This is a genomic window from Streptomyces sp. NPDC093261 (assembly GCF_044753645.1).
Taxonomy (GTDB): domain Bacteria; phylum Actinomycetota; class Actinomycetes; order Streptomycetales; family Streptomycetaceae; genus Streptomyces.
In genome coordinates, this window is the sequence record NZ_JBIVNO010000001.1 from 116,091 (window position 1) to 133,382 (window position 17,292).

At 70.8% G+C, this 17,292-nt stretch carries 20 protein-coding genes; 4 read left to right on the forward strand and 16 right to left on the reverse strand.

Annotation, left to right across the window (positions count from 1 at the left end; genetic code table 11):
* Positions 1-212: 212 nt before the first annotated feature.
* On the reverse strand, positions 213-1,640 hold the full coding sequence (locus ACIP94_RS00575; protein ID WP_402417684.1) for a hypothetical protein: 1,428 nt from the start codon (positions 1,638-1,640) through the stop codon (positions 213-215).
* Positions 1,641-2,055: 415 nt separating this feature from the next.
* On the opposite strand from ACIP94_RS00575, the gene ACIP94_RS00580 reads away from it, so the two are divergent.
* Positions 2,056-3,882: an endonuclease/exonuclease/phosphatase family protein gene (locus ACIP94_RS00580; protein ID WP_402417685.1), complete on the forward strand. Its 1,827-nt coding sequence runs from the start codon at positions 2,056-2,058 to the stop codon at positions 3,880-3,882.
* A 25-nt stretch (positions 3,883-3,907) separates the two neighbouring features.
* Here the strand turns inward: ACIP94_RS00580 and ACIP94_RS00585 are convergent, their stop codons facing one another.
* The 4 genes from ACIP94_RS00585 to ACIP94_RS00600 all read right to left on the reverse strand — a co-directional run bounded on the left by ACIP94_RS00585 (position 3,908) and on the right by ACIP94_RS00600 (position 7,150).
* Positions 3,908-4,642, reverse strand: a complete 735-nt coding sequence (locus ACIP94_RS00585; RefSeq protein ID WP_402417687.1) for an SRPBCC domain-containing protein — start codon at positions 4,640-4,642, stop codon at positions 3,908-3,910.
* A 72-nt stretch (positions 4,643-4,714) separates the two neighbouring features.
* On the reverse strand, positions 4,715-5,380 hold the full coding sequence (locus ACIP94_RS00590) for an ArsR/SmtB family transcription factor (RefSeq protein WP_402417689.1): 666 nt from the start codon (positions 5,378-5,380) through the stop codon (positions 4,715-4,717).
* Positions 5,381-5,633: 253 nt separating this feature from the next.
* The gene (locus tag ACIP94_RS00595) at positions 5,634-6,059 is read right to left on the reverse strand and encodes a MarR family winged helix-turn-helix transcriptional regulator (protein ID WP_402417691.1); all 426 of its coding nucleotides are present in this window, start codon (positions 6,057-6,059) and stop codon (positions 5,634-5,636) included.
* Between the two features lie 209 nt (positions 6,060-6,268).
* Positions 6,269-7,150, reverse strand: coding sequence for an NmrA/HSCARG family protein (locus tag ACIP94_RS00600; RefSeq protein ID WP_402417692.1), 882 nt, complete (start codon positions 7,148-7,150; stop codon positions 6,269-6,271).
* Positions 7,151-7,249: 99 nt separating this feature from the next.
* On the opposite strand from ACIP94_RS00600, the gene ACIP94_RS00605 reads away from it, so the two are divergent.
* Complete coding sequence (locus ACIP94_RS00605) at positions 7,250-7,729, forward strand: MarR family winged helix-turn-helix transcriptional regulator (RefSeq protein ID WP_402417694.1); 480 nt, start codon at positions 7,250-7,252, stop codon at positions 7,727-7,729.
* A gap of 33 nt (positions 7,730-7,762) precedes the next feature.
* Here the strand turns inward: ACIP94_RS00605 and ACIP94_RS00610 are convergent, their stop codons facing one another.
* Positions 7,763-8,425 (reverse strand): hypothetical protein, encoded by a 663-nt coding sequence (locus ACIP94_RS00610; protein WP_402417696.1) that lies wholly within the window; start codon positions 8,423-8,425, stop codon positions 7,763-7,765.
* The gene (locus ACIP94_RS00615; RefSeq protein ID WP_402417698.1) at positions 8,422-8,562 is read right to left on the reverse strand and encodes a hypothetical protein; all 141 of its coding nucleotides are present in this window, start codon (positions 8,560-8,562) and stop codon (positions 8,422-8,424) included. Before ACIP94_RS00615 ends, ACIP94_RS00610 begins: the two co-directional genes overlap by 4 nt.
* 335 nt (positions 8,563-8,897) lie before the next feature.
* Between ACIP94_RS00615 and dapA the strand changes: the two genes are divergently transcribed.
* The gene (gene dapA / locus ACIP94_RS00620) at positions 8,898-9,818 is read left to right on the forward strand and encodes a 4-hydroxy-tetrahydrodipicolinate synthase (RefSeq protein WP_402417699.1); all 921 of its coding nucleotides are present in this window, start codon (positions 8,898-8,900) and stop codon (positions 9,816-9,818) included.
* Positions 9,819-9,859: 41 nt separating this feature from the next.
* Positions 9,860-10,363 carry a hypothetical protein gene (locus tag ACIP94_RS00625; protein ID WP_402417701.1) on the forward strand — a complete coding sequence of 168 codons (504 nt, stop codon included), beginning with the start codon at positions 9,860-9,862 and terminating at the stop codon, positions 10,361-10,363.
* A gap of 434 nt (positions 10,364-10,797) precedes the next feature.
* Here the strand turns inward: ACIP94_RS00625 and dapD are convergent, their stop codons facing one another.
* From dapD to sufD, 9 genes are all read right to left on the reverse strand, one after another.
* Positions 10,798-11,787 (reverse strand): 2,3,4,5-tetrahydropyridine-2,6-dicarboxylate N-succinyltransferase, encoded by a 990-nt coding sequence (gene dapD / locus ACIP94_RS00630; RefSeq protein ID WP_402417702.1) that lies wholly within the window; start codon positions 11,785-11,787, stop codon positions 10,798-10,800.
* A gap of 106 nt (positions 11,788-11,893) precedes the next feature.
* Positions 11,894-12,433 carry a TetR/AcrR family transcriptional regulator gene (locus tag ACIP94_RS00635; RefSeq protein ID WP_402417704.1) on the reverse strand — a complete coding sequence of 180 codons (540 nt, stop codon included), beginning with the start codon at positions 12,431-12,433 and terminating at the stop codon, positions 11,894-11,896.
* Positions 12,433-12,753 carry a DMT family transporter gene (locus ACIP94_RS00640; RefSeq protein ID WP_402417705.1) on the reverse strand — a complete coding sequence of 107 codons (321 nt, stop codon included), beginning with the start codon at positions 12,751-12,753 and terminating at the stop codon, positions 12,433-12,435. The genes ACIP94_RS00635 and ACIP94_RS00640 overlap by 1 nt, the downstream gene beginning before the upstream one ends.
* A gap of 145 nt (positions 12,754-12,898) precedes the next feature.
* A complete protein-coding gene (locus ACIP94_RS00645; protein ID WP_402417707.1) occupies positions 12,899-13,234 on the reverse strand; it encodes a metal-sulfur cluster assembly factor in 336 nt (111 codons plus the stop codon).
* A complete protein-coding gene (gene sufU / locus ACIP94_RS00650) occupies positions 13,231-13,698 on the reverse strand; it encodes a Fe-S cluster assembly sulfur transfer protein SufU (protein ID WP_402417709.1) in 468 nt (155 codons plus the stop codon). Before sufU ends, ACIP94_RS00645 begins: the two co-directional genes overlap by 4 nt.
* Before the next feature lie 16 nt (positions 13,699-13,714).
* Positions 13,715-14,971 carry a cysteine desulfurase gene (locus ACIP94_RS00655; protein WP_402417711.1) on the reverse strand — a complete coding sequence of 419 codons (1,257 nt, stop codon included), beginning with the start codon at positions 14,969-14,971 and terminating at the stop codon, positions 13,715-13,717.
* Positions 14,968-15,732: a Fe-S cluster assembly ATPase SufC gene (gene sufC, locus ACIP94_RS00660; RefSeq protein WP_402417713.1), complete on the reverse strand. Its 765-nt coding sequence runs from the start codon at positions 15,730-15,732 to the stop codon at positions 14,968-14,970. The genes ACIP94_RS00655 and sufC overlap by 4 nt, the downstream gene beginning before the upstream one ends.
* Positions 15,733-15,739: 7 nt before the next feature.
* Positions 15,740-16,069, reverse strand: coding sequence for a non-heme iron oxygenase ferredoxin subunit (locus ACIP94_RS00665; protein ID WP_402417715.1), 330 nt, complete (start codon positions 16,067-16,069; stop codon positions 15,740-15,742).
* On the reverse strand, positions 16,066-17,286 hold the full coding sequence (gene sufD / locus ACIP94_RS00670) for a Fe-S cluster assembly protein SufD (protein ID WP_402417716.1): 1,221 nt from the start codon (positions 17,284-17,286) through the stop codon (positions 16,066-16,068). Before sufD ends, ACIP94_RS00665 begins: the two co-directional genes overlap by 4 nt.
* Positions 17,287-17,292: the final 6 nt, after the last annotated feature.

Genomic DNA, 17,292 nt, shown 5'->3' on the forward strand with positions numbered 1-17,292 from the left:
GGGGAGTGAGCCGGTCGGGGGCGGCTCCGCGGACCTCGTTGCCGGCCACACGGTCCCGCCCGGGTCTGAACCCCGGTTGAACACAGGCTGACGTCCGGGGGCGCTGTTCCATGAATCCCCCAAGCCCTGCCCGGGGAGAGGGCCCGCGTCCCCACGACAGGCCGTGTCGGGGCGATGACCGCGGCGCCCTCCGCCCTCCGGACCGCCGCGCCTCAACTTCCCTGCTGGCTGCGCGCCTTGAACGCCGCCTTCCGGGCCTCCTTCGCCATCTTCTTGTCCGGGTGCAGGCGCCCCATCGCCTCCAGGACGTCCGGCGTCGCGGGGTGGTCCACCCGCCACGCGGTGGCGAAGAAGCCGCTGTGCTGGGCCGCCAGGCCCTCCACCAGGCCCCGCAGCTCGGCGGAGTTGCCCTCGGCCGCCAGCTGCGCGGCCACGGTGTCGATGGTCAGCCAGAAGACCATCGACTCCGGCGGCGCGGGCACCTCGGCCGCCCCGCGCTCGGTGAGCCAGACCCGTGCCAGGCCGCCCAGTTCCGCATCGTCCAGCACCTCGCGCAGCGCGGGCTCCGCCTCCGGCCCGACCAGGGACAGCGCCTGCTGACAGCGCAGCCGGCGCAGCGGCGCACCCGCGTCCGAACCGCGTGCCGCCGAGAGCAACTCCCGTGCGGCCGCGAGCGGTTCCCGGCGGGCGAGCCACTGCTCGGTCTCGGCCTGCGCCGCCGCCGGGGGAAACGCCGATGCGCCGTCGAGCAGCGCGTCCGCGCCCTTGTCCGTCAGTTCCCCGACCGCGGGCGCGGCCATCCCGGCCTCCAACAGCCGTGCGCGCATCCCGTACAGCCCGAGCGGGGTCAGCCGTACCATCCCGTACCGGCTGACGTCCGTCTCGTCGAGGGGCGCGGCCGGTTCCTCCTCGGGGTCGGCCATCAGCGCCTCGTCGACCGGCTGGAAGTCGACGATCCCGATCGGTTCGAGGATCCGGAACTGGTCGTCAAGCCGCATCATGGCGTCCGACACCTGCTCAAGGACGTCATTGGTGGGATCGCCCATGTTGTCGGGCACGATCATCGACGCGGCGAGCGCGGGCAGCGGTACCGGGCCGTCACCGGGCCCCTCCTCGCTCACCGTCAGAACATAGAGGTTGCCGAGCACGCCGTCGAGGAACTCGGCCTCCGCCTCCGGGTCCCAGTCGAGGGACGAGAAGTCGATCTCGCCGCCCTCGCCCAGCGCGTCCACGAGATCGTCGAGGTCGGGCACGCTCGCGTCGGCGAGCACGGTCTCCAGCGCGCCGAGCCACACACCGAGCACATCGTTCGGGCTGCCGGAGGTGAGCAGCGCCAGGTCGGCACCCTGGGTGACCGTCCCCTCGTCCTCGTCGACGATCTCGACGAGTCCGGTGTCGACGGCGACCCGCCAGGCCTCACTGGCGACGGCGGCGGCGTCCTCGCCGGCCAGCCCGAGGACCTCGGCCGCGGCGGGCAGCTGCTCCTCGACGAGTTCGCCTCCGCCGCCGACGCGGGTGTCCGGCCCTGCCCAGCGGGCGAGACGGGCGGCACGGGACAGCAGCGGTGTGGCGAGCGCGTCCCGCGCGAGCTCCGCTTCGGAGCGCAGCCGAACCGGCGGCAAGGGAGAACTGTCTGACATCGGCTGGGTCTCCTTGGGACGTACGTAGTGGCCGAGGGGGGGCACCCCGAGACACACGGCTCAGCCTAGACGGATTTCCACCCATGCCGCCCGGTTCATCTCCGTGCCGGACACCGTACATGGCCGAAACCTTGACAACTGGCCTGAGAACACAGGAGATTGACGCGCGTAGAAGTCGGCGGACACTTGTTCACCGGGATGCGCCCGGTGATCACGAGCGTCCGCTCGTGCGCGTCGGCGTTCAGTGATGTCCGCCGGCGCTCATGGCGTGCACCGGTGCCCGTCAGCGCTCACCGGCGCTCGTCGGCGTCCTCCGCCTTCTGCGTGCGTCGCCGCCGCCCCACCGGTCGCGGCCGCCACCGTTCCACGCTCCACTCTCGTCCCGGCGCCCACGTATGTCCCCGGAGGGATCCCGTTGCCGAGCAAGTCTTCCGCGCGCCTCGCCGCGCTCACCGTCGCCGCCGTCTGTTCCACGCTGTCCGGTGTGCTGCTCACCGCGCCGGCCCACGCGGACACCGTGCGTATCCATGACATCCAGGGCACCACTCGTATATCGCCGCTCGCGGGCCAGAAGGTCACGGACGTGGCCGGAATCGTCACGGGTGTGCGCACCTACGGTTCGTCGAAGGGGTTCTGGATGCAGGACCCGAACCCGGACGACAACCCGGCCACCAGTGAGGGCGTCTTCGTCTTCACCGGCTCCACCCCGAAGGTCGCCGCGGGCGACTCGGTCACGGTCACGGGCACGGTCTCGGAGTACGTCCCGGGCGGCACCGCGTCCGGCAACCAGTCGGTGACCGAGATCACCAAGCCGACGGTGACGGTCCTCTCCAGCGGCAACGCCGTCCCGGCGCCCGTCGTCATCGACGCGAAGTCGGTGCCCGCCGCGTACGCCCCGGCGGGCGACACGGCCGCGAACGGCTCGATCAACGGCCTCCCGCTGGAGCCGTCGACGTACGCCCTGGACTACTACGAGTCCCTGGAGGACATGAACGTCCAGGTCGCCGACGCCCGTGTGGTCACCGCCACCGACCCGTACACCGAGCTGTGGGTCACGGTGAAGCCGCACGAGCACGCCAACCGCCGCGGCGGCACGGTCTACGGCTCCTACACCTCCCAGAACTCCGGCCGGATCCAGATCCAGTCGCTCGGATCGACCGCCGACTTCCCCGCCGCGAACGTAGGCGACACGCTCACCGGCACGACCGCCGGCCCGCTGGACTACAACCAGTTCGGCGGCTACACCCTCGTCGCGAGCAAGCTCGGCACCCTCCAGAGCGGAGGCCTGAAGCGCGAGACGACCCGCAAGCAGGAGCGCGGCGAGCTGGCCGTGGCCACGTACAACGTGCAGAACCTGGACCCGTCCGACACCACCTTCGCGGCCCACGCCTCCGCGATCGTGAACAACCTCCAGTCGCCGGACATCGTGTCCCTGGAGGAGATCCAGGACAACAACGGCGCCAAGGACGACGGCACGGTCGACGCGAGCCAGACGGTGAACAAGCTGATCGACGCGATCGTCGCGGCGGGCGGCCCGAAGTACGAGTGGCGCTCGATCGACCCGGTCAACGACCAGGACGGCGGCGAGCCGGGCGGCAACATCCGCCAGGTCTTCCTCTTCAACCCGGCGCGGGTGTCCTTCACCGACCGTCCGGGCGGCGACTCCACCACCGCCGTGGGCGTCACCAAGGTGCACGGCAAGGCCCGGCTCACGGTCTCGCCCGGCCGGATCGACCCTGCCAGCGACGCCTGGAAGGCCAGCCGCAAGCCGCTCGTCGGCGAGTTCGTCTTCCGTGGCAAGACGGTCTTCGTGATCGCCAACCACCTCATCTCCAAGGGCGGCGACCAGGGCCTGACGGCGCAGTACCAGCCGCCGACGCGCAGCTCCGAGACCCAGCGCCACCTTCAGGCGACCGAGGTGCACACCTTCGTCGAGGACATCCTCGACACCCAGAAGAACGCCGAGGTCATCGCGCTCGGCGACATGAACGACTTCCAGTTCTCCGACACCACGAAGATCCTCGAGGGTGACGGCGAGTTGTGGTCGGCGATCAAGTCGCTGCCGAAGAGCGAGCGGTACACGTACGACTACCAGGGCAACAGCCAGGTCCTCGACCAGATCCTGGTGAGCCCCTCGATCCGCCGTGGCTGCGACCTCGACTACGACAGCGTGCACATCAACTCGGAGTTCCACGACCAGATCAGCGACCACGACCCGCAGGTGCTGCGGTTCCGCCCGTAGCACCCGCGGGGTGTGCTGGACGGGGTCAGGCGTAGACCTCGTCCAGCCACCGCCGCCAGGCGAGTTCGTTCGCCTTGGCGTCGGCGTCCGGGGCGAAGTCGTGGACGCTGATGCCCACCGGGGCGCCCCAGTGGTTGCGGCCGAAGAAGCGGATCAGGGCGCCCCCGGTGCGCAGCCCGATGAAATACGGGTTGCGGAAGTCCACTACGGCCTCCAGGAACTCGCCGCCGGGCCCCCGAAGGCTGACCGACGCCCCCTCGGTGGTGCCCTCAGGCAGGCCGAGGGCCTCGGCGACGGCGGTGAAGGCGTCGGGCCCGGTGGACGCCTCGGGGCCGTTCAGGGTCGCGAAGGCGACCGGCCGCGGCGCGAAGTGGGTCAGATACTCGCGCAGGGTGTGCAGATAGAAGTCGGTGTGCTTGCTTGCCCCGTCGTACTGGTTGTCCCAGTCGTCGACGAAGATCCCGCTGTGCACATAGCGCACCCAGGCGCGACGGCCCTCGTCGCGCGGCTCGATGGTGTGGTCGAGCTGGTTGAGGGTCTGCCGGGAGATGCCCTCGACGTTCGCGACGCGGTTGACATAGCGGTGGGGCGGGTCCCAGGCGACGACCTCGGAGCCGAAGGGCCCGGTGCCGCCCACCCGGGGCTCCGGGGGCTCCATCGGCCACAGATAGCCTCCGGTGCCATGGGTGATCGCCTCCCACACCTCCTCGGGCGTGGCGTCGACCTCGAACTCTCGGGCGATCTCGAATTCCTTGGACATGATGGCTCCTGCGCACAGTGTCAGTCAGTCGGCGGGTCAGACCCCCAAGCGGTGCCTTGTGCATCCTCACAGTCAGTCGGTGAGTTCGGCGGCCTGGGGCGCGGCGGGCTCTAGTTCGGGTTCGGGCCCGGGCTCCGGCTCGGGCTCGTTGGGCCCCGGCTTGAGGGTGGGGTGGACGGCGACCACGATCCGGTGGTCGCGGCCGCTCTCGGCGTCCGGGGCGTCGTACTTGCGGATCAGGGCACTGACGCCCGCCGTCAGCTCCTGGATGAACGCGGCGCGGTCGGCGGCCGAGGCGAACCGCACCTCGCCGTCCAGCGCATAGGTCGCGAGCCGCTTACGGGCCTTCGCGGCGCCGGTGATCAACGAGCCGACGTCCCGCACCAGTCGGGCGCCGAGGGCGAGCAGCCAGCGGGCGGAGAGCTGGTCACGGAACCGGTCGGGGTCCGGCTGCACGGAGGCGAGTGCCAGTGGGCTGATCACATACGAGGCGGCGGTGGCCCGCATCAGCCGCTCGGTGACATTGCCCTTGCGGCGCTCGCCGGCCAGTTCGACGAGGCCGTGCCGCTCCAGGGCCTTGAGGTGGTAGTTCACCTTCTGCCGGGGCAGTCCGACGCGGCCGGCCAGCATGGCCGCCGACGCGGGCCCGGCCGCCAACTCGGCGAGCAGGCGGGCCCGCACGGGGTCCAGGCATACGGCTGCGGCTTCGGCGTCCTCGATCACGGTCACATCCAGCATGCGTCCCACCCTCCCACCGAAAACTTTTTTTCTCCAGACGGGTGGAGTGTTCGGTGGGCGGGGCTGCCAGGAGTACGGGAGGCGTGGAGGCGGCGGAGGCGCGAAGGCGGCCGGAGGCGCGGAGGCCGCGGAGGCGGCGGACGCGCGGAGGCCGCAGAGGCGGCGGAGGCGGCGGAGGCGCGAAGGCGGCCGGAGGCGCGGAGGCCGCGGAAACGCGGAGGCCGCGGAGCTTGCGGAAGAGAGTGGTGCGCCCTCAGGACCGGAGCTCGGCGCCCGTCGCCGTCTCGACGTTGTGGGTCATGCGCTCCAGGACGAGGACGGCCGCGCGGAACTCGTCCGGGGTGATACCGGTCATGGCCAGGGCGCGGAAATCGTCGACGCGCCGTGCGACCTCGGCGAGGCGCTCACGGCCGTCGCCGGTGAGGGCGAGCCGGCCCGGCGCGGGACGCATCGCCCAGCCGTCGGCGAGCACGGTGCCGACGGCGGCGGTGAGCGTGTGCGCGTCGGCGTTGGCGGAGAGGGCCGCCAGGACATCGGCGTCGACGGTCTCCGGGGCTTCACGAAGGGTGTTGAGGACCTGCCAGGCGATCCGGGTGAGGCCGAACTCCTCCAGCATGGCGTCCATGGAGCGGGTGAGTGCCTGGTCGGTGCGATTGAGCCAGTAGCCGATCGGCTTCATGAGGGTGCCGTGCCTTTCTGGAGGGTTCCGCCCGGCTGTCCTGCGGACTCTCTGCATAGATGCCGTGCGGACCCCCTGCGCGGTTGCCACGCGCGGAGGCCCGCACGATTGCCCCGCGCGGAGGGCCCGCACCATTGCCCCGCACGGGGGGCCGCAGACCTGCGGCCGTGGCGGGGGGACGCGCGGGATGCCGCACCCCCGGGCGAACGTCACCGACGGGCGGGTACGGAGGCGAGATGCGCGTCCCAGTCCTGGCCGGCGGCCCAGTCGGTGAAGTCGTGCCAGCCGACCTCGGGGTGGTCACGGCGCAGCCCGGCCACGTCGACCTCCAGGCCGGAGGAGGTGATGTAGGCGAACATGGCCGCCAGGTCCGGGGACCAGATCCGCACATCGGCCAAGGGCACCTCGTGGTGGACGATCGGCCTGTTGATCGCGGCGGCGAGAGTCTGTGCGATCCGGCCGGGTGTGCATACGTCGGAGGCGATGTCGATGCGCCGGCCGGCGAACGCGTCGCGGCGCTGGAGGGCCAGCGCGGCGAAGGCGCCGATGTCGTCGACGGGGATGAGCGTGAGCGGCCGGTCGGAGGGCATGGGCCAGGCGAAGACGCCCTCGCTCAGTCCGTCGAGCGTCCAGCCGCCGGAGTAGTTCTCCATGAACGCAGCGGGGGCGATCACGGTCCAGGGCACGCCGGCCGTCCGCAGATACCGCTCGACCAGGTACTTGCTCTCGTAGTGCGGGACGCCGGTGCCGCGGTCGGCATGTGCGGCGGAGGTCAGCACGATGTGACCGAGGCGGGCGGCTGCCGCAGCATCGACGAGGGCCTCGCCCTGCCGCGTCTCGACGGCGGTGTCAGCACCGAACGGGGTGGTGACGGCGAAGAGCGAGTCGGTCCCGGCGAGCGCCGCGTCGAGGGAGGCGCGGTCGTCGAAGTCGGCCCGGCGCACATCGGCTCCGAGGGCGCGCAGGGTGTCGGCGGCGGGCGAGCCGGGATCACGGGTGAGTGCGCGGACCCGGTGGCCCGCGGCGAGAAGGGCACGGGCGGTGGCCCCGCCCTGGGCTCCGGTGGCTCCGCTGACGGCGACGGTGAGCATGGTTCCCCCCGGGATAGAATGACTGTGCGACGCATCAACTGCGTCACGCAGCAGAGTACAGAAATGCTGTGCCTCGCAGCAAAGGGGAGTGTGATCCGGATGGCGGAGTCGCGCCGGGAGCGGCTGTACGAGGCGTTGTCGTTGGAGTCCCGCCGCTATCTCGCGGCGTATGTGCTCTTCAACCAGGCCGTCGCCGATCACCTCGGGCTGCATCCGACCGATGTGCAGTGTCTGAGCCTGCTGACGGCCGAGCCCGGGCCGCTCACCGTGCGACAGATCGCCGATATGACGGGTCTGACCACGGGCTCGGCCACACGGCTGGTGGACCGCCTCGAACGTGGGGGCTATGTGGCCCGCACCCCCGACGAGCGGGACCGCCGACGGGTGCTGGTCGCTCCGGTTCCCGAGCGGATCGCCCGGGTCACCGCGGTATGGGACGACCTCGGCCAGGCCTGGCAGACCCTGCTCGACGGCCACTCCGAGGACGAGCTCGAGGTGATCACCCGCCATATGCGGCAGGCCTACGACCTCAGCCATGCCCAGATGGAACGCCTGCGCTCCCTGCCCAGGCCGGACTGAGCGGGCGGGCCGCGGACATGCGCGGCCGGGTCCCTACCCCTTCGGCCCCCGCTCCTGCAGACGCGCCAACTGGGTCTGGAACCAGTCGAGCCGCGCCTGGAGGAGGGCCGCCTCGGCGGCCAGCTCGGACGCCTCGAGGCCGGCGGGCGGGCTCCCGGTTTCCCGGCCGGCCCGCACCCGCAGCCCCTCACCGGCGAGCCGCGCGAACACGGCGAGCGACAGCGACGTACGGCCGCGCACGCACCCCGCGCACGCTGACCGGAGGGCGCGCCAGCCCGGGCGCCCCCAGCCGGCGTCGGCCAGGGCGACAGCCGCTCCTCCGCAGGCACACCTGCCGGCCATCATGGTCCGCACCCGCTGGCGGGCATAGCGGTAGCCGTGTTCGAAGCGGATGTACGAGCCGAGGACGGAGACCTCCAGCAGCGCGGCCGCCCGGTGCTCCTCGGTGCACAGCAGCGCCTCGGCCTCCGCGCGGTCGTGCACACAGTGGAAGCCGCAGTCGCAGCGGCGATGGGGCGCGCGGTGCCGGCGCCCGTACACACACCGGGCGTCGTCGAGGACTCCGTAGGGCAGTGCGCCGCCCAGGGAGACACCGGTGAACCCGGCCCGGCCGCCGTCCTGGGACAGCACAGGGTGGGCGATCTTGTATCCGGTCGGCGGCTCCGTCGGGCGTTCCTCGGGAAGCCGCAGTCTCATCGGGCGGCCGGGACCTCTTCAGGGGCGGAGGCCGCGGGCTCCTCGACGACGTCTGCCGCCTCGAGACCCGTCTCCCTCTCGGGGGCCTCCCAACGCTCCTCCACGACCCCGGTGGCGAGTGCCTTGCCCAGCTTCATAACGCCTCCCACGGTTGGTGACCGTCCCGGCCATGGTGACCCAACCGGCCCGATTTGGCACCACCAGGGGAGGCTCCGCGCCCCTCAACGCGCCCCGAGTGCCTCCGCCACCACCTCCCTGACCTCCATCTCGGAGGACGCCGGACACCCCTGGGTGGCCGCGGTCTCGGCGAGCGAGGCCCTCGGGACACCCGGCAGCCCGCACGCCGTGATCGCCTCCCCTAGGGCACGTCGCCGAGGTCTAGCCACTCGATCTCACTCATACAGCATCCCTAATCAATACCCTGAAGAAGTTTTAAGTGGAGCTTCACGATCGCGTTGCCGACACTACTCCCATGACGACCACCACCTCCGCGCCGCCGCCCTTCGGCCGCGCCCTTTGCGCCATGGTCACGCCCTTCACCAAGGAGGGCGCGCTCGACCTCGACGGGGCCCAGCGGCTCGCCGACCGGCTGGTGTCGGACGGGTGTGACGGACTGGTGCTGAACGGAACGACGGGCGAGTCGCCGACCACGACGGACGCCGAGAAGTCCGCACTCGTCGAGGCCGTCCGGGAGGCGGTCGGCGACCGGGCGTCGCTGGTGGCGGGCGTGGGCACCTTCGACACCCGGCACACCGTCGAGCTGGCCCTGGCGGCCGGGAAGGCGGGGGCGGACGGCCTGCTGGTGGTCAGCCCCTACTACAGCAAGCCCCCGCAGGACGCCCTGGCTTGGCACTTCCGGCAGATCGCGGACGCGGCGGGACTGCCGCTCGCGCTGTACGACATCCCCGGCCGCACCGGCACCCGCATCGAGCCCGACACGATGCTCCGTCTCGCCGAACACCCCAGGATCGTGGCGGTCAAGGACTGCTCCTACGATTTCCTCGGCATCCAGAAGGTGCTCTCCCGAACGGGACTGGCCTACTACGCGGGCTGCGACGAGCACAATCTCGCCATGTACGCGGTCGGCGGCGCGGGCTACGTCAGCACGGTGGCCAACGTCGCCCCGCGCGCCATGCGGTCCGCACTGGACGCCTTCGACGCGGGCGACACCGCGGGAGCCGCCCGGTCGCAGCACCGGGCGCTGCCCCTGATCGAGGCGATGATGGCGGCGGACCTGCCCGGCACGGTCACGGCCAAGGCGCTGCTCGGCGCCCTCGGTCTGCCCGCCGGTCCGGTCCGCGCACCGCTGCGTCCCGCGGACCGCGAGGTGGTCGAGGGGCTGCTGGCGGTGTACGAGCGGCTGATGACCGCCTGCTCGGCGCTCGTCCGATAAAAGGCGTCCAGCGAGCGCCGCCCGTGCCGTACGGTGGCCGCGTGGACCGGCCGCTGCTCTTCCTCGACGTCGACGGCCCTCTCAACCCGTGGGCGGCCCAGCCGGAACGGCGCCCGGAGGGCTACACGACCATCAGGGTCGCCCTGCACCCGGGCCGGACACTGCGCGTATGGCTGCACCCCGGACACGGCCCGGCCCTGCTGGCGCTCGGATACGACCTGTGCTGGGCATCCACGTGGATGGACGCCGCGAACCGCTGGATCGGCCCGGTCATCGGCCTGCCGGAGCTTCCCTACGTCGACTTCGGCGCGGGACTGTTCGCACTGCGCCCCGACGGCGTGCACTGGAAGACCGAGGCGATCGTGGCGTACGCCCGGGGCCGCCCCTTCGCATGGGTGGACGACGAACAGAGCCCCGCGGACGAGGCATACGTCGCCGCCCACCACCCGGGGCCTGCACTGCTGCACCAGGTGGACCCGCGCATCGGCCTGCGCCGGGGCGACTTCGCGGCGCTGACGGAGTTCGCGGCCTCCGTGACGCCCTGAGCGGGCGCCCCGCCACGTGACCGCCCCGGTGCGCCGGAAGCTCACGGGCCATGACCACTCGCGCTGACAAGGGGGAGTCGCGATCCCGCAGGGCACTGACGGCGCTGGAATCGCTGAAGTGCCGCCAGGCATGTGCCTGGCGGCGCATCGCGAAGGCCTCTTGTGGCCGCCGCTTCGATGCGCTGCGCCTGCGGACTCGAAACCGTCCGGCACCGTTCATGGCGCACACGCACGATCACCGCGGTCCCCACGATGGACGCGACCGCTGACACAGTCAGCACCGGGTGGCCTGTCGCCACCCCCGCCACTTCGGCACTGATCGCCAGGGGCTGCCAGGAAGCGTACCCATCGGCCGTCACGGCCGAACAGGAGTGCCCGACGGGAGGGGCGCCGACGCACAAGCGCAGGCGCCCACAGGTCACGGCCGCCGGTGATCAGTTGTGGCTGTGCAGAATCTCGTTCAGGCCGCCCCAGACCGCGTTGTTCGGGCGGGCCTCGACCGCACCCGTGACCGAGTTGCGGCGGAAGAGGATGTTGGAGGCGCCGGAGAGTTCACGGGCCTTGACGATCTGGCCGTCGGGCATGGTCACCCGGGTGCCGGCGGTGACGTACAGGCCGGCCTCGACGACGCACTCGTCGCCGAGGGCGATGCCGACGCCCGCCTCCGCGCCGATCAGGCAGCGCTCACCGATGGAGATGATCACGTTGCCGCCGCCGGAGAGCGTGCCCATGGTGGAGGCGCCGCCGCCGATGTCGGAGCCGTCGCCGACCACGACGCCGGCGGAGATACGGCCCTCGACCATGGAGGTGCCGAGAGTGCCGGCGTTGAAGTTCACAAAGCCCTCGTGCATGACCGTCGTGCCCTCGGCGAGGTGGGCGCCGAGGCGCACCCGGTCGGCGTCGGCGATGCGGACGCCCTTCGGCGCGACGTAGTCCGTCATGCGCGGGAACTTGTCGATCGACGTCACCTGGAGGTGCAGGCCCTCGGCGCGGGCGTTGAGGCGCACCTTCTCGATGTCGTCGACGGCGACCGGGCCGAGCGAGGTCCAGGCGACGTTGGCGAGGAATCCGAACATGCCGTCCAGGCTCAGGCCGTGCGGCTTGACCAGGCGGTGCGAGAGCAGGTGCAGACGCAGATAGACGTCATGCGCGTCGATCGGCTTGTCGTCGACCGAGGCGATGACCGTGCGGACCGCGATCACCTCGACGCCCCGGCGGGCGTCCGGGCCGATCGCCCGCGCGGCGCCTTCGCCGAGCAGCTCCACAGCACGCTCGGGGGACAGCCGCTCGGTGCCGGACGGGCCGGGCTCGGCGGCCGGCTCGGGCGCGGGGAACCACGTGTCGAGAACGGTGCCGTCGGCGGCGATGGTGGCGAGGCCGGCGGCCACGGCACCGGTGGTGCGGGGAGCAGTCGTGTCGGTCATGAGGGAAACCTAACGTGGCGGGGGGCACGCGGGCGAACCGGTGACCGAGCCGTCTCACGAGCCGGGCCCGGCCCCGGTGGTGAGCCCCACACCGGTGCCTCGGGGGTCATCCGCCCAGCACGCGTCGGAGCATCTCCCGCGCGTACCCCTCGTCGTACTCCGCCCCCGTCAGCAGCACTTGGAGACAGATCCCGTCCATCAGTGCGAGCAGCGCCCGCGCGGTGACCGGGTCGGTGCGCCGGGACAGCCGCTCGGCGGTCTCCTCCGTCCACTCGGCGGCGACGGGGCGCAGGGCGGGCCGGCGCAGGGCCGCGAGGTACAGCTCGTACTCCAGCTCCACGCCCGTGCGGTCGCCGCCCAGCCACTCCCCGAGGGCCCGGGCGAGCTCCGCCGCGAGATCGCTCCCCGCGGCCCGCGGCAGACCGCTCTCGGCGAGCGCCGTGGCGAAGCCCTCGTTCGTCTGCCGCAACGCGGCGACCATCAGCTCGTCGAGGGTCTTGAAGTGGTACGTCGTGGAGCCGAGCGGCACATCCGCCTCGGCGGCGACGGAGCGGTGACTCAGTCCGGCCAGGCCTTTCTTCCCCACCACCCGGATCGCCGCGTCCACGATCCGCTGCCGTCGCTCGGGGTCGTAGCGCCGAGGCATCAGTGAGCACCTCCCAGATTCAGGACCACCACCCCGCCGACGATCAGCACGATGCCGGCGATCTTCGCGAGACCCAGCCCCTCGCCGAAGAGCAGCAGCCCGAGGGCGGCCACGGTCGCGGTGCCGACCCCCGACCAGATCGCGTAGGCGGCACCGATCGACAGGGTCTTGAGGGCTCGCGCGAGCAGTGCGAAGGACACGACGTACCCGAGGACGGTGACCACGGACGGCCCCATCTTGCTGAAGCCCTCGCTGTACTTCATGGCCGTGGTGGCGACGACTTCGGCGGCTATGGCCCCGGCAAGGAACGCGTATCCCATGTGTACAAGTGTACGCAGGGATGTGTACGGCCGTACATATCGCCTGCCCGATTCCTTCGCCACAAGAAACGGCGACGCCCGTCGGGCGTCGCCGTTCTCCGCGGCCGGGGAAGGCCGAAGGACCCCAGGGGAGGTCCGGGGGTTCTCAGACGTTGAAGCCGAGCGCCCGAAGCTGCTCGCGGCCATCGTCCGTGATCTTGTCGGGACCCCACGGCGGCATCCAGACCCAGTTGATCCGCAGCTCGCTCACCAGACCGTCCGTGGCGGACTTGGCCTGGTCCTCGATGACATCCGTCAGCGGGCAGGCCGCGGAGGTCAGGGTCATGTCGACGGTGGCGATGTTGGCCGACTCGTCGATGTGGATGCCGTAGATCAGGCCGAGGTTGACGACGTCGATACCCAGCTCGGGGTCGACGACGTCCATCAGGGCCTCGCGGAGCTCCTCCTCCGAGACCGGCTTCATCTCCACGGTGTCGCTCATGCCGTCTTCCTTTCGGCGTCGGCCCCGCCCAGCGCCTGGGCCGTCGCGTCCTTCCACGCCATCCAGCTCAGGAGGGCGCACTTGACCCGTGCGGGGTACTTGGAGACACCCGCGAACGCGACCGCGTCCTCCAGGATGTCCTCCATCGCGTCGTCGGGCTCGATCCTGCCCTTGGACTGCATCAGCTCCAGGAAGGTCTCCTGGACCTTCTGCGCCTCCGCCAGGTCCTTGCCGACGAGGAGTTCGTTCAGTACGGAGGCGGAGGCCTGGCTGATGGAGCAGCCCTGGCCCTCGTACGAGACGTCCTTGATCGTCGTGCCGTCGTACTTCACACGCAGCGTGATCTCGTCGCCGCAGGTCGGATTGACATGGTGCACCTCGGCGTCGCCATCCCTCAGACCACGCCCGTGAGGGTTCTTGTAGTGGTCCAGGATGACTTCCTGGTACATCGAATCCAGCTTCACGGTTTCAGCACGCCCTTCAGCCGAAGAAGTTCCGTACGTGCTCCAGCCCCTCGACCAGTGCGTCGATCTCGGCCGGCGTGGAGTACAGATAGAACGACGCTCGCGTGGTCGCAGGAATTCCGTACCGCAGGCAGACGGGGCGGGCGCAGTGGTGGCCGACCCGGACCGCGATGCCCTGCTCGTCCAGGACCTGGCCCACATCATGGGGGTGGATGTCACCGAGGGTGAAGGAGATCGCCGCGCCCCGGTCCTCGGCCGTGGTGGGACCGATGATCTTCAGCTCGGGGACCTCGCTCAGCCGCTTGACCGCGTACTCGGTGAGGGCGTGCTCATGGGCGAGGATTTTGTCCATGCCGATCGAGGTCAGGTAGTCGATCGCCGCGCCCAGACCGACCGCCTGGGCGATCGGGGGGGTGCCCGCCTCGAACTTGTGCGGGGCGGGGGCGTACGTCGACGAGTGCATCGACACCGTCTCGATCATCTCGCCGCCGCCCAGGAACGGAGGAAGGTCCTCCAGCAGCTCCTGGCGGCCCCACAGGACGCCGATACCCGTCGGACCGCACATCTTGTGGCCGGTGAAGGCCACGAAGTCGGCCTGCAGGGCCTGCACGTCCAGCGGCATGTGCGGCGCTGCCTGGGAGGCGTCGACGCACACGAGCGCGCCGACCTCCTGGGCGCGGCGGACTATCGCGTCGACCGGGTTGACCGTGCCGAGGATGTTGGACACCAGCACAAAGGAGACGATCTTCGTCTTCTCCGTGATGATCTCGTCGATGTTCGACAGGTCGAGACGGCCGTCGTCGGTCAGGCCGAACCACTTCAGCTTCGCGCCGGTGCGCTGCGCGAGCAGCTGCCACGGCACGATGTTGGAGTGGTGCTCCATCTCCGTGATGACGATCTCGGTGTCGTGGTCCACCCGGTAGGGCTCGTCGGCCCACCCCAGCATGTTCGCCACGAGGTTGAGCGACTCGGAGGCGTTCTTGGTGAAGATGACCTCGTCGCGGCTCGGTGCGTTGATGAACTCGGCGACCTTGTCACGCGCGCCCTCGTACAGCGCCGTGGCCTCCTCCGCGAGCACATGCACACCGCGGTGGACGTTGGCGTTGTAGCGCTCGTAGTACTCGCTGAGGACGTCGAGCACCTGGCGCGGCTTCTGCGAGGTCGCCGCGTTGTCCAGGTACACGAGCTTCTTGCCGTCGTGGACCAGCCGGTCCAGGACGGGGAAGTCCTTGCGGATCGCCTCGGTGTCGAGGAGGCCCGGCAGCTGTGTCACGCGGATACGCCACCCTTCGTGTATGCCTCGTAGCCCTCGTCCTCCAGCTTGTCGGCGAGCTCGGCACCGCCGGACTCGACGATCCGGCCGCCGGAGAAGACGTGGACGAAGTCGGGCTTGATGTAGCGCAGGATGCGCGTGTAGTGCGTGATCAGCAGGGTGCCGACCTCACCGGTCTCGCGGACGCGGTTGACGCCCTCGGAGACGATGCGGAGCGCGTCCACGTCCAGACCCGAGTCGGTCTCGTCGAGGATCGCGACCTTCGGCTTGAGCAGCTCGAGCTGGAGGATCTCGTGGCGCTTCTTCTCACCGCCGGAGAAGCCCTCGTTGACGTTGCGCTCGGCGAAGGACGGGTCCATGTTGAGGCGCTCCATGGCCTCCTTGACCTCCTTCACCCAGGTGCGCAGCTTCGGCGCCTCGCCGCGTACCGCGGTGGCGGAGGTGCGCAGGAAGTTGGAGACGGAGACACCGGGGACCTCGACCGGGTACTGCATGGCCAGGAACAGGCCCGCGCGGGCGCGCTCGTCGACGGACATCTGCAGGACGTCCTCGCCGTCGAGCAGCACGGTGCCGCTGGTGATCGTGTACTTGGGGTGACCCGCGAGCGAGTAGGCGAGGGTCGACTTGCCCGAGCCGTTGGGGCCCATGATGGCGTGCGTCTCGCCCTGCTTCACGGTGAGGTCGACGCCCTTGAGGATCTCCTTCGTGGCGTTGTCGGCCTCGACGGTGACGTGCAGGTCTCGGATTTCAAGCGTTGCCATGGGTGCCTCAGGACTCCTGGGTGAGGGAGACGAGCACATCGTCCCCTTCGATCTTTACGGGGTATACGGGGACGGGGCGCGTCGCGGGAAGGGCGTCGGGCTTGCCCGAACGGAGGTCGAAGCGCGAGCCGTGCAGCCAGCACTCGATGTGGCAGTCGTCGACCTCGCCCTCGGACAGCGAGACGTTCGCGTGCGAGCAGATGTCGTTGATCGCGAACACCTCGCCCTCGGTGCGCACGACGGAGATGGGCGTGCCGTCGAGTTCCACCCGCTTCGGGGTGTCCTCCTCCAGCTCGCTCAGCCCACAGACGCGTACGAACTTCGGCGAGTCAGTCATGCGACCGAGGCCTCCAGCTCCTCTTCGATCTTGGCGAGCAGCCGCTCCTCGATGTCCGCGACACCGATCTGCTGGACCAGCTCGGCGAAGAAGCCGCGCACCACCAGACGGCGGGCCTCGTGCTCCGGGATGCCGCGGGCCATCAGGTAGAAGAGCTGCTCGTCGTCGAAGCGGCCGGTGGCGCTCGCGTGGCCGGCGCCGACGATCTCGCCGGTCTCGATCTCCAGGTTGGGGACCGAGTCGACGCGGGCGCCGTCGGTCAGCACCAGGTTGCGGTTCATCTCGTACGTGTCCGTGCCCTCGGCCTTGGCCTCGATGAGCACGTCGCCGATCCACACCGCGTGCGCGTCGTCGCCCTGGAGCGCGCCCTTGTAGACGACGTTCGACTTGCAGTGCGGGGCGTTGTGGTCGACGAAGAGCCGGTGCTCCTGGTGCTGGCCCTTGTCGGTGAAGTAGAGCCCGAACAGCTCGGCCTCGCCGCCGGTGCCCGCGTAGGTCACCCGCGGGTGCAGGCGGACCACGTCGCCGCCGAAGGTCACGACGACCGACTTGAAGGAGGCGTCCCGGCCGACCAGCGCGTTGTGCTGGGCCACGTGCACGGCCTTGCCGTCCCAGTCCTGGACGGAGACGACGGTCAGCTTGGCGCCGTCGCCCAGCAGGTAGTCGACGTTGGCCGCGAGCACCGCGTCACCGGTGTGGTCGATGACCACGACAGCCTCGGCGAAGGCGCCCAGCTCGATCACCTGGTGACCGTAGGCGGTCCCGCCCTGGCCGTGCACGGAGACGCGGATCGGCTCCGTGAGGACGGTCCCCTTCGGGACGGTCACGACCGAGGCCTTCTCGAAGGCGGAGTACGCCTGGGCGGCGACGCGGTCCACCGGGGTGCCCGCCTTGCCGAGCCGGGCGTCGTCACGGCCGACGGTCTCGACGGTGACGCCCTCGGGGGCCTCGACGGTCACCTTCACGCCCTCGCCGTTCGCGACGGCGGTGCCGTCGTGCAGACCGCGCAGGCGCTCCAGCGGCGTGAACCGCCATTCCTCCTCGCGGCCGTACGGCACCGGGAAGTCCGCCACGTCGAAGGACGGCGGCGCACTCATGCGCGTGGCGACGGTCGACTCGGCGGCGACCGCGATCGCGCCGGCGGTGGTGGAGCCCACCGGTGGGGGTCCCCCCGCGCGAGCGGAGCCGAGCGTGGGGGAGTTCTGGGCCTCAGCCATGGCTGT